Genomic DNA, 13134 nt, shown 5'->3' on the forward strand with positions numbered 1-13134 from the left:
TGGGCAGTCGGTCGAGCGTTCGTCGCTGGTGTTCGCAGTTTGTACATTATTATAACCGCCAGCGACCGCATCAATCGCTAGATGATCGAACGCCAACTGAGGAGGTCGCTAACTAGACAGTGCCGGTGATCCTAAACAATCAAAACTATGGTATCTTTCACTCTTGTTCAGGTGACGACGGCGATGCCTCTCCCGGATACATTCGGAGAAAGGGAGCAGGCGGCGAGCCCTTAACTCGCCGCCTGCGTCAGGTTATGCACGATACACTTCCGTGTGAGCTCCCGGAACTGGCCGTGCCAGCTCCGGGAGCGGAGCTTCTCGCCGTCGTCTTCCTTCAACTGCGAGAAGCCTGTCTCACTCATCCACCGTTGTTTGTAGTCCTCGTTTATCCGGGCATTGTGAGCCTTCTGTAGCGGTGTCTGCTCTCTGTGCTTGATCAACGGTCGCGTCGAGTTGGAGCGACACTCCTCACGGAAGTCGCTCCATGAATAGTTCGCATCAGCCGACAACACCCGCAGGTCTTCCGCGTTCCGGCGGAAGACCTGCATCCCGATGTGCCCGTCCCACGCCTTCTTCGTCGTGAAATGGACGTCCTTGATCGCTAGCGAATGTACGTCGATCAAGATCGTTGTCTTCAGCTTCTGTAACGAGTAGTTCGCTCGGTCGCGGTAGTGAAAGCTGGTTTGATCACGCTGGAAGCCACTCGCGTCAATTGCGGCTTCACCACTCCAGCCCGCCTGCTCCGCCGAAGTGCGGAGCAGGCGGCGGAGTTCACGCATTCGATACTCGTCTTCCCACCGGCAGAATGAACTGTAGTGCGGTGCCTCGTCAAGATCAAATATAGCGAGGATACCGGGCATCTCGTTGAGGTAGTCTTCGGTTTCACGAAGACTCTTTTCGAGTTCGACGCGGAACAGAATCAACGCGATCTGTGTCCACTCTGCGTACCCGTCCGCGCCATCTGGCGCGGCGGGTACGTCCGGTTCGTCAACATGCTGCTTGGCAAGATCTCGACACATCCGTGCGAGCCGTCTGAGCGATGCAATATCGCCAGACGGCGTCCAATTCCCGGTTAGTCTGACGGAATCTCTCTTTGAGAGCGTCTGAAACTGCCGTCAGTCAGCGCCAAAACAAGGCATCTTGTGAGGAGACTCGTCTCATGGATGTGTGGAACAGATGACGAGGGTGGCAAACAGCGTTACTCTAGTTCTAGGTTGGACTCATTTTCATTCGTAATCACATCAGTTAGTTTCTCAAATATGATATCTAATTCACTATTTGAAACAAACTTCTTATCTGAAAATAATACTCGCTCATAAATCTCTGTCACCTCGTACAGCAACTCATGACTTGACGAGTCTAGTTCGGATCTTAGTGTCCGGCATAGTTCCCAGTGAGTTAGAGATCGAGCAACATCATGACTTTTCATATGCTTTTTTCGCAACGCAACATAACCCAATCCGGCGGCCGCTTCGACGTTACCAGCATCATGATATTTTTTTGCATGACTGAGGAGCTTGTCTGGTGATGCTTCTTCTACTGTCTCTGTAGGCAGAGCCGCTTCGGAGTCGATCACCCCGGATAATTCGTCTTCAGATCCGTTGGATTTGCTCTCACGTCGACGCCACACCGATACTGCGTATATGATGGCTGCGACAGTGAGGCCCACGAAGCCAATCTGCTGTAGTGGCATTGAGATTGGGGAACTGTAGCTGACCATTGTCGTTTGAGTGCTCGGCTCAAGATTCTCTCCAGTCGAATCGTAACGTGCGGTTAGAGTATGCTTATCGGGGGAGAAAAGCAGCTGCGAGATGTCGCTAGTTGCTTCCATAGATGTCGAGCCATCAAAATATCCGGACTGATTTGTGTACGAAACCACCGAACTACTGTTCCCCTGTGAAATTGAGATTCTACGATCAGAAAGCTCGGTTCCCTCTGTTGTCGTTAGTTGTCCAACGAATGTAATATTTGAACCATCAGTCTGAATCGATGTGAACGACAATTCTGTCTCAGTTAAGTTAACATATATCTCACCAGTTTTTATTGTCGGTTGTACGGCCACATTTTGCTTCGAAATAACTACATCAATTTGCTGACTACCATTTGGGATTGTCGCAGGCAAAGATTCACTTATGCGGAAATTGCCTTGATGATCTGTGCGTACTGATTTGAACGGTCGACCAGCAATTGTTGTTGTCACTGGTACATCTGATAATGGCACTTGACCAGCATCGACCTCTCCGTTGATTACCACTGTTTCATTGAATTGGACGTGAGACGGGGAATACTGAATATCAGCAGTAGGAGAGATGGAGTCGATTTGAATACTCTTCTCGACACGTTGTCCGTCATATATTGAAGTTGTCTCTGGAATAAATTGAACAGATACAGTTTGCTGACCAGATGCAATCATCAATGGACGGAGGCTCGCGTTGAATTCACCGGCTTCGTTTGTTTTCGTTTGAACTGTGCGATCGCCAAGAGATATTTTGATAGTTTTATTTGTTAGTTGAGAGTTATTCGATGACAATGTTCCACTGATATCCATCGGTTGCGTCGGTGAAGCAGCCGCTGGGGTAGATACACGTAGAGAAGTGGGTGTGAGAGTTTCAGACCGAACAGTGTCTTGAATTTCTGCTAATCTTGCTTGTGCGTCATTAATTTCTGTAAGCGTTTGAGTTGCATTGAGATCGGTTTCATTCGCTAATTTTTCATACTGGTTGGTCAACCTCTCTGCAGTTTGGTTCCCATCCTGTGTTTGCTTCAGCAACGTACGAGCCAGTTGTCTCGCTCGGGTTTGATTTCCATTTGCCCGGGCAAGCTGATATTCGTTGTAGATAGAACTTGAATTTCGAGCCGTACCAATAAGTTCGCGCTGCTGCTGTACGGTTAAATTGAATTCTTGTGCAATCTCATCGTCAGCTGTAGATTCAGTCTGAGCAGCTAGTCGTTCATACTGTCGGAGCAGATCAGTTGTGTTCCCGCTGATCGTTGTTTCGGCAGTATCGAATTGTCCTGCTTGGAGTGCATCTGTACTATTAAGTAACCGACTCCCAACGCGGGCCTCAGCCTCAGAGATCACTATCTCAGCAGATGGTTCATTTTGTGTTAGCTCTGGGCCGATATGCCGGGAACTAGTATTTGATGTATTAGATGGCTCTATGTCAGAGGTTTGCATCACGGCCTCACCAGCCGGCGTGCCTAGTGATAGAGAGTCACTTCCGGAGAAAGAGCCTCCAGATTCTGCAGTCGCAACTGGCGATAAGAGCACGTTGGTTATAAGAAATATAAATAGAAGAACAGTAGTAATACGAGAGATTGACATCTAAGTATACGACTCAACGAAGCCGATATACAAAACCTCTTTGTACCAGAGATCATCTTATATTCAAGAGTATAATATGAGAATCAATTTTATTTCGAAGATATGACCATGGACCGAACAAAGCGGTACTGGGGGACGCTCGGCCTCGCTGTATTTTTTGGACTGATGGGCTATGTTCTAAACGTATCTCTATTTCTTTTACCGGTAGGAATACTCTTAGGATGGCTATTGATGCTTGAATTTCTATTTCGAAGTCAAGTAGTCGCTATTATTGATGCAGTCTCGGTTTCGTATGCACTCTCACAAGACACGATTCAGACAAACCAGCAAGTCGGTATCACCATAGAAATTCAAAATATAGATGATGTTGGCCTTCAACTAACACTATCATCCAATTATCCGGATGTAGCCGTGTATAGCCAGTCCAGTTCGTCAAAAACGCTTGCCACAGATGCCAGCATGGACAGTCTCAAGTTAGACTATCATTTTCCTTTCGCAGGAAACTACACTATTGGGCCTGCCTCCATTACAATTACCAGTACGTATGGGTTTTTTGAGGCCACTGTCGGAGCTTCAAATACAGTATCAGTCACTGTAGAACCAGAAGACACTGATAGTATGCACATTGGGAAGGGTGGCAATCAGTTTGCAACGGGCCTCGGCGACCACGGAGTCGAGAATGCGGGAGAAGGGACGGTCCCAGCAGGGATTCGAACGTATATGCCAGGAGATCCAGCCTCCCGTATCAACTGGAAAGCAACAGCACGACTCAATGAAGTGTATATTCGTGAGTTTGAAACCGAAACCGTTCGACCGCTTGCTGTGCTACTTGATCGGCGTCAGTCGTCTCAAAATACGCTGTACGAAAATCCAGTAGAGTATCGCAGAGATATTGCTATCTCCCTTGTAAGCGAAGCAGAAACCCATTCAGACCCAGTAGGACTCTATGATGTGGACACAACCCAAATGGAGGCCTCACAACAACTTAGTGCCGGTCGAAGTCAATATATTCAGCTCCGAAGACAGCTCTATAATACGGTCCCCGTGAGTGGGTCAGAAATGGGTGCCGAAACAACCCAAACAGCACAATCTACCGTAGACACGAACAGAGCGGTAACCCGATTACGTACCGACCAGTCAGCGTTTGGTACTAAGCTCTCACCGTTCTTGCGTGGGTCGACAACAACTACCCATCAAGTTGAGGGTAGCCCATTGATGCAAACAACACAAACCTATCTCAAAAGACAGAGAGGAAATGTCCGTGTCGCTATTCTTTGTGATGACCAACGACGATCTGAATTATATGAGACAGCAAAGCTAGCTGGACAGCTAAGTCAGGAAGTTATGGTATTCATCACACCAACCGTGCTGTTTGAGTCCGATGACATTGCAGCAATTGATAATGTTTATGCTCGATACTCCGCTTTCGAACGGTATAGATCTCAACTTGATACACTTGAGAATGTCACCGCATTTGAAGTCACTCCAGGAAGCAAACTGCAGTCTATAGTTGAGCAAGATGGAAATGAAATTCAGTGATCTATCCAATATCAAATCGGATATGAATTCACCGCCTTTCTCATCAATTAAATAGCTTAAATGATAATTTCAAAATGGACTCAAACACTCACACTCAGCCATTACAAGCTATTCAGACACGTACTCGATCTGGACCGACTAGTACGATTACTCAAGCTACAACCTGGCAGTGGTACGAATTGACTTGGGCGATTCTTGTTGTTGCACTATTTGGAACGGCTGGCCGCGTGATTGATTTCATAGTTGCCGGTGGGCTTATCATCACATGGCTTGCTGGGCCAGCGATCGTGGTGAGCATCACCGGCCACCTCGCAGTTATTGGACTTGAAATATTCCCTGAAGTTGCGTGGGCAGTAGTGGCAATGGAACTACTTCTCATTGCTCCGCTCATCATTGAACTTGGCCTACTTGCACCATCTCGGAGGACAGCGATTCAGACTCAAATAGGTATCTTGATGTTCTCCGGGGTCACTGCGGCTGGGGTTTGGATATCAATACCAGTGAGACAACTCAGTGCCATCCTTGGGGTCTTGTTCAGTGTTGGTGTTGTAGTCCTGTATCTCGAATTTGGGTATACAAACACAGACGATGCACTGACAGCTGAATCAAATGAAAATGCTATAGAGCAACCATCTTCTGCAGAAGGAGAAATTGAATAATGGATGTAGATCAAGACATCAATGAGATGGATTCGGAAGACAGTACAGCAACATCAACAGGTGCGAATGAAGAATCAAGAGCAACTGGTAATAACGAAACAATTGCTGAACTACAAGGCCAACTTGAGTTAGTACAAGCTGAAAACGAGCGACTACGCCAAGAGTATGTGCGCGCTCAGCAGACACAGTACCGACGAACAGCGATCGGCTTCGTAGTTATTGGGTTGGTCGCCATTAGTGGTGCAGTACTCTTTCCAAGCGCACGTGAAATCTTGCTCGCATTGGGTGGCACTGCTACCATCGCTGGCGTTCTCACGTACTACCTGACGCCTGAGAAATTTGTCGTAGCGACAGTTGGAGAAACACTTACTGCGACACTACAATCTACATATGACACGATACGATCGGAGCTCGATCTACAAGGAAAACCGGTATATGTCCCGGCGATTGGTGCAGACGAGGTGAGTACCCGCTTGTTCCTTCCACAGCAGCGTGAGTATACAATTCCCGATGCGAATACACTCACTGATATGTTCGTACTCTCGGAAGATCCGAGTCAGTGGGGGATTGCTGTTCGTCCTAGCGGTGCGGGCTTATTTGAAGAATTCAAATCTGCTGCTGTCGATTTTGATGACCAATCCACCGGTGAGCCGATACGAGTATTTGAACAATTAGCCGATGGGGTAGTTGAACAGTTTGAATTGGCTAATCAAGTCACCGCTACAATAGAAGACGAAAAGCGGTGCGTACTCGCTGTGACCGGGAGCACATACAGGCAGCAAGACAAAATCGATCATCCAATACCCTCATTTATCGCAGTTGGCGCGGCGACTTCGTTCGATGAACCAACCCGTATCAGTGTCCGAAATGCAGAGAATCGAGATTTCATAATTGAGTGTCAGTGGGGGACCTCGGCAGAGGAGAACTGGAATTGAAGATTTGCAGGTGCCGAGCACTTTCCACACGAAGTGACTGGGAGAACAAGCGGGAAAGAGATACACCGGTGTCGTCGTGTCGTTCCGGTGGATTAATCTATCAAAATATAATATTCAGAATATGAACGATCAACGTGTGTTGGTGACTGGTGGTGCAGGATTCATCGGCTCGAATCTTGCCAACCACCTCGCTGAAGACAACGATGTCGTCGCTGTCGACGACACTTACCTTGGAACACCTGAGAATCTCAATGGCAATGTCGAATTCGTCGAAGCGTCCGTTCTCGACGACGATTTTCCGACAGATGTTGACGTAGTGTTCCACCTCGCTGCGCTTTCCTCACGGAATATGCACGAGGAAGACCCACAACAGGGCTGCCGCGTCAACGTCGAGGGGTTTGTCAACACCGTCGAGCGCGCCCATAATCATGGCTGTGATACCGTCGTCTACGCGTCGACGTCCTCGATCTACGGCAGTCGAACCGAACCCTCCCCGGAGAGTATGGCTGTCGAGTCCCAGACGGCATACGAGGCCTCAAAACTGGCTCGCGAACGCTATGCCGAGTATTACGCCAACCATCACGACATGGCGATGGCGGGGCTGCGCTTCTTTTCAGTCTATCAAGGGTTCGGCGGAAACGAGGAACACAAAGGCAAGTACGCCAATACAGTCGCGCAGTTCGCCGATGCGATCGCCGACGGGAAGGCTCCAGAATTGTTCGGAGATGGAACCCAGACTCGTGATTTCACCCACGTGCGTGATGTCGCTCGCGCCTGTGAGCTTGCCGCCGACCACGAACTAACGGGAGTCTACAACGTCGGTACCGAAGAGGCCTATAGCTTCAACACGATGGTCGAAATGATCAACGACGTGCTCGGGACTGATATCAATCCCGAGTATATCGAGTGTCCCTTCGACGGCTACGTCCACGATACCTGCGCAGATATTTCGAAATTCAACGAGGAGACCGGCTGGGAGCCCCAGATCAGCTTCGAAGAAGGGATTGAGCTCGTCTGTGAACCCTACCTCGTCGACTAATAGGTTGTCAATGTGGCCGTTGGTCAGTGAGCGTACTGAGGAAGAAGGCTGTAAAGATGGTCTGGGCTCCGAGGATGATTACTGTAAATGAGAGGATCGAAGATACCGTGAATGGGAGCGCTTGCAATCCATTAGAAAGCCATGAGAGAACGAGAGAACCCGCATGAAGGCTACCGATCGCAAAAATGGCAGCTCCGAGAACGGCACCGCGTTCGAGTGTAAGCCAGTTTGTGAAGGTAGCAGTGATTGGGTCGTTGGGAGTTCGGATTGGGTTACTATTGACGCGTGTAAAGAGGCCGAAGGTAAATACATGATAGCCGAGGAGCGTAAAGAGGCTCCCGGCGATCATCGAGTGGGTTCCAAGACTCACATCAACGATTTCAATCCCGCTAAGAACTGTTAACATGATTGCGCCTCCGAATATCGTTAGGAATGTCCCCGGGCCCGAAAAGAGATAACCCGGTGCATTGAGTAGCATGAACCGAACGTGTCGCCAGCCATCAGAGAAGCTATCAAGCGTCTCCTCCCCCTTACGTTCGTGGTAGGTGATTGGGGTTTCGATGATATCAAGATCCTTGGCACCAGCATCCATGATCATCTCCGAGGCGAATTCCATTCCGGTTGTGTGAAGTGAGAGTGTTTCGTAAGCGTCGCGGGTGAAGATTCGGAAGCCAGAATGGGCGTCTGAAACACCGGCGTCGTAGAAGGCATTGAGGAAGGCAGTTAGAAGGGGGTTACCGATATATTGGTGGAGAGGTGGCATCGATCCGGGTTTAATTTCGCCATTAAGACGGCTCCCAAGGATCATGTCAGCATTGTTTTCATCGAGCTTGGTGAGGAGACGCGGGATCTGCTCGAAGTCATATGTCGTGTCGGCATCACCCATTATGATGTACTCACCCCGAGTACGTTCGAATGCATAGCGGTAGGCATAGCCGTAACCGGGGGCGTCTGGTTCGACGACGATCGCGCCTAATTTGCGAGCGATTGCTGGAGTTCGGTCAGTTGAAGAGTCACTGACGATGATCTCGGCGGTGAGTTGGAGTTCTTCGAGGGCTGTTTTGATGCGGCCGATACATTCAGCAATTCCTTCTTCTTCGTTGAGCGTCGGTAAAACAATCGACAGAGTAGGAGTTTGTTCGCTAAGGCGGCCAACGAGGAGTTCATCCCCACTAGAGGTGCCAGCAGGTGTCTCGCTGTTGTTGAGTAACTCTGATTGAGCAGTAATCGTCATAGGAGCCAAGTACTCACTTTGGGAACAACAGGGGATATTGGGAATTGGTCAAATTTTGATACAGCCATGTTATCCGAGTAAATCAATTCCGTAATAATAAAAATATTGACTTCAGACAATTTTGTGAGAGTCGACCTGTACCGTCGTCGGGCTGGATGACTCCCAGAAGTAGTGATATTGAATGAATCGAATCCGAGTGTGTAGTGTCGAACGTGTTTGAGAACTGTGCGGTGCTGTATCCCCTCCCTACTGCGGTACTCAGTCGCTTCACTCCCTGCGTTGCTTCTTGAGGAAGGGAACTTAGCACCTAATCCCAGTTAATTTTTTGACTCCAAATGCCTCGTAGCAATTCACTCGTCTTGGGGTGGTGTCTGTGCAATATTCCCACTAGGGGTTTCGACAGTATCAAGAACTGTTTCAATGATGTCGGTAGGTGTACGCTCACTGAGTTCGGCATCAGTATTCAAAACGAGACGATGAGCAAGGACATCACCGGCGAGGTGTTTCACATCGTCGGGTATGACATACGAACGACCATTGAAAGCTGCGTGCGCTTTTATTGCATTCAGTAAGTCAAGTGTTGCGCGCGGAGAGGCACCGATTTCAGTTTCGTTGTTATCGCGAGTCGCGGTAATGATATCTAGGAGGTAGTTTTTGACGGGATCTGCGACGAAGGTGTCTTCGACGGCGTGACGTGCTGATTTGATTTCGTCCGTGGTTACGACTTGCTCGATTGAAGCGGGAGTGAGATCGGGCTCTGCGTCGAATCGGTCAAGGATGGTCCTTTCGTCACTTGTGTCCGGATATGAGAGTTGAAGTTTGAATTGAAATCGATCGCGTTGGGCCTCCGGAAGTTCGTAGACGCCTTCCATTTCTATTGGGTTTTGGGTGGCGATAACGAGGAATAAGTCGGGAAGTGCGTAGGTGTTGTTTTCGATTGTGACTTGCTGTTCGCCCATCGCTTCGAGAAGTGCGCTTTGGGTTTTGGGTGTTGCACGGTTGATTTCATCGGCGACGACGATATTGCCAAAGATCGGACCACGTTGGACTTCAAATTCACCGGTTGCTTCACGGTAGATTGTTGTCCCAGTGACGTCGGCTGGAAGGACGTCCGGGGTCATTTGGATGCGATTAAATCTGAGCCCGCTGGCACGAGCAAAGGATTCGGCAGTAAGCGTTTTGGCGATGCCTGGCACCCCCTCAAGCAGGATGTGGCCATTGGTGAGCAATGCATAGAGAATGCGTTCAACGACGGCTTCGTTGCCAACAATGACGCGGGTGATTTCGTCATATAGTGTGTCGTACAGTTCTTCTGGCGATGTGTCGGGTGATGAGTCACTCATTTGTGTCAGGTGGAGATTGATCGGTGGGTGAAGATTGGGTATTTGCTTTGTCCATGCTTTCTACGATTCGCTGGATGCGATCGGAATCCCATTCAGGATGCTTGTTTTGTAAGAACGTAGCCCGTTCGTTCGCGTTGAGGTGGATGGGGTCGGTGTCGGGGTGTCGGTTAATTCGGTTTCGAGCTTGGTTCATGCGTGTATATATTTCGCGCCGTGCTGGCTCATGTGTCCAGAGAACGACGGCTAGCCCTGCGAGAGCACCAATCGCGGCTTGTGCCCACGCAGTGCGGTTGGTCCATAACCAAAGTTCAATCGCAGGTGTTGTGCCAGGTGAATGTGAGTAGTCAAGCATGATGTAATCGTTGGATGCAATCAGTTGGTTGAGGAAGGCGTGGTTGCCGCCGCGTGCAACCATCTGATTGATGAATACGCTGGGATCACTGAGCACAAGTACGCGTCCGTTGCTTACTTGCTCGCTGGCGAGCACCGGGTATGATCGCAATGGCTCGTTTCTATCTAATTGCTCGTTGTCGTTTTGATCTATATATGCGAAGTCGGATGTGTTCGCTATCGCCGTTCCATCTGTCGACCGAAGAACAGTGCCACGATTCAACGTGAACTGATCGAGCTCACCCAATGTTGAGTTTTTTGAGACATCAGTAATAACGGGCGCCGCTGGGTTTCGGTAATACTGGCGCGGGTCACGGAGGGGTTCGCCGTCAATACGTGCTTTGACGCCTAGATCAGCCAGTAACTGATTAGTCTCCGTACGTTGATCTTCGGCAACAAGAATCGTGCCCCCCCGGTCAAGAAAAGCCTGTAATTGGTTCACCTCTGAGGTGTTGTATGTCTCTCTCGGGGCAAGAATAAACGCGAGTGTGTCGTTGGCCTCTGCCCGGTCGTAAGCTGCGGTATCGACAACAACCGGTTGGGTACTACTGTCAGTGGCGATTGTACTTCGCATCTCGCTTGTCCCATCCCACGATGGGTTGTAGGCTGTGAGTGTCGCTGATGTCGTGACGGCGGCTGCACCGATAGCGAGAGCAATGGCAATAATAAATCCGGCTAACAATACCCTCGGAGAAAAGACTGTCAAAAGAGAGTCGTCAGCCATAGAGGTGGGAATCATACGAAGCCAATGAATCTACCGACTCAGCAGTATCGATCAAAAAATCACCTATCTTTCTGCAAGGAGAGAATCCCGCTGTTCACGGCGGGCTTGACATCCTCCCCGCGCTAAAGCGCGAGGATTCCTCCGTTGGGGGTTCGGCTACCGACCCACGGAGGCAACTTGCGGGTTTGTGCGCGCTTCTTTGGGACTTTCGTGAGGGTATGGTTTCCCCGACCACTCGTGGTCGTCCCACTCGAATTGCACGGGCCATGCCATCGGCCTGACTTCCGTGTCACTGTTTTCCCGAAGGAACGTCTCTGACGCCGTGAGGTCGGCGTGTCCCTCGAATCCACACGGACACGTCAGCGTATCCTCGTGGCGAACCGTCTCTCCGTGGTCGCCACACTCGGGACACGTCTGACTCGTCCATGCTTCCGACTCGGCTTCGAGAGAGATGCCGTACTCCTCACAGACACACGCGAGACGATGGATGAACTTCTTGAACGCCCAGAAGTTGTGCGTCTTCTCGTTCACCCTGACCGACCAGTGTGTTTCCAGTACGTTGGTCAAGTCGCCCACGTACACCGTCGCCACGCCCTCGTCGTACAGCCGTTCAATGAGGTCGCGTACCAGCGCGTTCTGTGCGTGGTCACGGCGCTTCGTCCGCTGTCGGTACAGCCGTCGAATCCTATTCGAGGAGTAGCGTCCCTCTCGGAGTTTCGACTGTAGACGGGCGATTTCGTCTGTTGTCCCGCGGAACCGTTCGAACAACTCCCGACCGTCGTAGAGGTACTGGTTCCCAGTGGTCATGGAACAGGCGACGAGATTGTTTGCACCAACGTCGAGGGCGGCTTCTTCTGAAGCCAGTGGTGAATCCAGTCGAGAATCAGGTACTGTGACTGGTTGGAAAGCCCTGAACGTGTCGCTAACCTCGTCGTATTCGAGTTCCAGACGACCCTGTTTGCCGTCCCACTTTGGGTTGCCTCGGACTCCGAGGCGGAGTCGTTCGTGGTAGCCGAGTCCGTATTCGTCTTTCAGTTCTTGCCCGACAGGGATTTCGAGACGGCTACGCTTGCCCCACTGAATCGTGTACTGGTTGCATCGGATGTAGGTACGTAGTTCTCGTCCGTCCTCCTCGTTGCCCCAGTACGACGGTGGGTTGGCGTACTCGCCTTTCTCCTTGAGGGCGAAGAATGACCGCCACGCTTCGCTGTTCTTTCGCGTGACCTGTTGAACAGTCGCGCTTCCGACGACGCCGTTGTAGCGCCCTCGGTACTCGGACGTGTCCCACACGTCGCCGTCACCGAAGTAGTTCTGACGACGTTCGTAGGTCAGTTCGTTCCACAGGGAGGCGGAGGCGTCGAGTAGCCGTAGAAGGCACTCTTTGTCGTTCTCGGTCTGTGGAACCACCTCGAAGGTGTTGACGCGCTTCATTTGGCGCCACCTTCCTGTTCAGCGATGTACTGTTCGACAGCGCCCTTCGAGGCGCTTCCCGCTGTTCCGACGTAGTACGAACGAGTCCACTTCACGCGGTCGTCGTAGCGTTGGTTGTACTTGCGGGCGGAGATGCCTTTGACCCAGTTGACGATGAGTGACGGGGCGTTCTTCGGTGGACTCCCGATGAACAGGTGTTCGTGGTCGGGCATAACCTCGCACTCGGCCAGTTCGAGGTCTTTGTCCTCACAGATTTCCGCGAAGATGGCTTCGAGACGTTCCTTCGTCTTCCCCGTCAGGTGCGAACGCCGATACTTCGGCACGAATACTATGTGGTAGTAGAGTTCGTATTTCGCGTGACGGGTACTCTTTACCATCTATGTATACTGGCACTGTCTAGTTAAGCCAGTTTGAGAAGTGAGCAGTTCGTGGTTTGAGTTGTTGATGCTATCCCCAGAACTGCTCAGTGAGTCGTTAGACACGGCAAATCTTGAATGTTGGGAGCGAGAGCGGAC

At 50.5% G+C, this 13134-nt stretch carries 12 protein-coding genes and 1 pseudogene; 6 read left to right on the forward strand and 7 right to left on the reverse strand.

The window, feature by feature from the left end:
- A partial coding sequence (locus NKJ34_RS15400; RefSeq protein WP_253739028.1) for an integrase core domain-containing protein occupies window positions 1–116 on the forward strand: 116 nt, incomplete at its 5' end.
- A gap of 114 nt (window positions 117–230) precedes the next feature.
- Here NKJ34_RS15400 and NKJ34_RS15405 read toward each other — a convergent pair.
- Both NKJ34_RS15405 and NKJ34_RS15410 read right to left on the reverse strand, forming a co-directional pair.
- A complete protein-coding gene (locus tag NKJ34_RS15405) occupies window positions 231–1046 on the reverse strand; it encodes an IS5 family transposase (protein ID WP_253739197.1) in 816 nt (271 codons plus the stop codon).
- A gap of 152 nt (window positions 1047–1198) precedes the next feature.
- Window positions 1199–3271 (reverse strand): hypothetical protein, encoded by a 2073-nt coding sequence (locus NKJ34_RS15410; protein WP_253739187.1) that lies wholly within the window; start codon window positions 3269–3271, stop codon window positions 1199–1201.
- A gap of 156 nt (window positions 3272–3427) precedes the next feature.
- On the opposite strand from NKJ34_RS15410, the gene NKJ34_RS15415 reads away from it, so the two are divergent.
- The 4 genes from NKJ34_RS15415 to NKJ34_RS15430 all read left to right on the forward strand — a co-directional run bounded on the left by NKJ34_RS15415 (window position 3428) and on the right by NKJ34_RS15430 (window position 7497).
- Window positions 3428–4864, forward strand: coding sequence for a DUF58 domain-containing protein (locus NKJ34_RS15415; protein WP_253739188.1), 1437 nt, complete (start codon window positions 3428–3430; stop codon window positions 4862–4864).
- 227 nt (window positions 4865–5091) lie between these two features.
- The gene (locus tag NKJ34_RS15420; protein WP_253739189.1) at window positions 5092–5523 is read left to right on the forward strand and encodes a hypothetical protein; all 432 of its coding nucleotides are present in this window, start codon (window positions 5092–5094) and stop codon (window positions 5521–5523) included.
- On the forward strand, window positions 5523–6458 hold the full coding sequence (locus NKJ34_RS15425; RefSeq protein ID WP_253739190.1) for a DUF7982 domain-containing protein: 936 nt from the start codon (window positions 5523–5525) through the stop codon (window positions 6456–6458). Before NKJ34_RS15420 ends, NKJ34_RS15425 begins: the two co-directional genes overlap by 1 nt.
- Window positions 6459–6579: 121 nt before the next feature.
- The gene (locus NKJ34_RS15430; protein ID WP_253739191.1) at window positions 6580–7497 is read left to right on the forward strand and encodes an NAD-dependent epimerase/dehydratase family protein; all 918 of its coding nucleotides are present in this window, start codon (window positions 6580–6582) and stop codon (window positions 7495–7497) included.
- Window positions 7498–7504: 7 nt separating this feature from the next.
- Here NKJ34_RS15430 and NKJ34_RS15435 read toward each other — a convergent pair whose 3' ends face one another.
- From NKJ34_RS15435 to tnpA, 5 genes are all read right to left on the reverse strand, one after another.
- Window positions 7505–8731 (reverse strand): glycosyltransferase family 2 protein, encoded by a 1227-nt coding sequence (locus NKJ34_RS15435; RefSeq protein ID WP_253739192.1) that lies wholly within the window; start codon window positions 8729–8731, stop codon window positions 7505–7507.
- 350 nt (window positions 8732–9081) lie between these two features.
- Window positions 9082–10074: an AAA family ATPase gene (locus NKJ34_RS15440; RefSeq protein WP_253739193.1), complete on the reverse strand. Its 993-nt coding sequence runs from the start codon at window positions 10072–10074 to the stop codon at window positions 9082–9084.
- The gene (locus NKJ34_RS15445) at window positions 10067–11188 is read right to left on the reverse strand and encodes a DUF4350 domain-containing protein (RefSeq protein ID WP_253739194.1); all 1122 of its coding nucleotides are present in this window, start codon (window positions 11186–11188) and stop codon (window positions 10067–10069) included. The genes NKJ34_RS15440 and NKJ34_RS15445 overlap by 8 nt, the downstream gene beginning before the upstream one ends.
- Before the next feature lie 156 nt (window positions 11189–11344).
- Window positions 11345–12619, reverse strand: a complete 1275-nt coding sequence (locus tag NKJ34_RS15450) for an RNA-guided endonuclease InsQ/TnpB family protein (RefSeq protein WP_253739195.1) — start codon at window positions 12617–12619, stop codon at window positions 11345–11347.
- Window positions 12616–12996, reverse strand: coding sequence for an IS200/IS605 family transposase (gene tnpA / locus NKJ34_RS15455; RefSeq protein WP_253739196.1), 381 nt, complete (start codon window positions 12994–12996; stop codon window positions 12616–12618). The genes NKJ34_RS15450 and tnpA overlap by 4 nt, the downstream gene beginning before the upstream one ends.
- A 67-nt stretch (window positions 12997–13063) precedes the next feature.
- Between tnpA and NKJ34_RS15460 the strand changes: the two are divergent.
- A pseudogene (locus tag NKJ34_RS15460) lies at window positions 13064–13134 on the forward strand (IS6 family transposase); the annotation flags it as partial.

It is taken from the genome of Halohasta salina (assembly GCF_024178165.1).
Taxonomy (GTDB): domain Archaea; phylum Halobacteriota; class Halobacteria; order Halobacteriales; family Haloferacaceae; genus Halohasta; species Halohasta salina.

What these genes read in the sequence shown, in the direction of transcription:
- NKJ34_RS15425 (WP_253739190.1), top strand. Translation starts at nt 5,523, where the DNA reads ATGGATGTAGATCAAGACATCAATGAGATGGATTCGGAAGACAGTACA.
- NKJ34_RS15430 (WP_253739191.1), top strand. Translation starts at nt 6,580, where the DNA reads ATGAACGATCAACGTGTGTTGGTGACTGGTGGTGCAGGATTCATCGGC.
- NKJ34_RS15435 (WP_253739192.1), bottom strand. Translation starts at nt 8,731, where the DNA reads ATGACGATTACTGCTCAATCAGAGTTACTCAACAACAGCGAGACACCT.
- NKJ34_RS15445 (WP_253739194.1), bottom strand. Translation starts at nt 11,188, where the DNA reads ATGGCTGACGACTCTCTTTTGACAGTCTTTTCTCCGAGGGTATTGTTA.
- NKJ34_RS15440 (WP_253739193.1), bottom strand. Translation starts at nt 10,074, where the DNA reads ATGAGTGACTCATCACCCGACACATCGCCAGAAGAACTGTACGACACA.
- NKJ34_RS15415 (WP_253739188.1), top strand. Translation starts at nt 3,428, where the DNA reads ATGACCATGGACCGAACAAAGCGGTACTGGGGGACGCTCGGCCTCGCT.
- tnpA (WP_253739196.1), bottom strand. Translation starts at nt 12,996, where the DNA reads ATGGTAAAGAGTACCCGTCACGCGAAATACGAACTCTACTACCACATA.
- NKJ34_RS15450 (WP_253739195.1), bottom strand. Translation starts at nt 12,619, where the DNA reads ATGAAGCGCGTCAACACCTTCGAGGTGGTTCCACAGACCGAGAACGAC.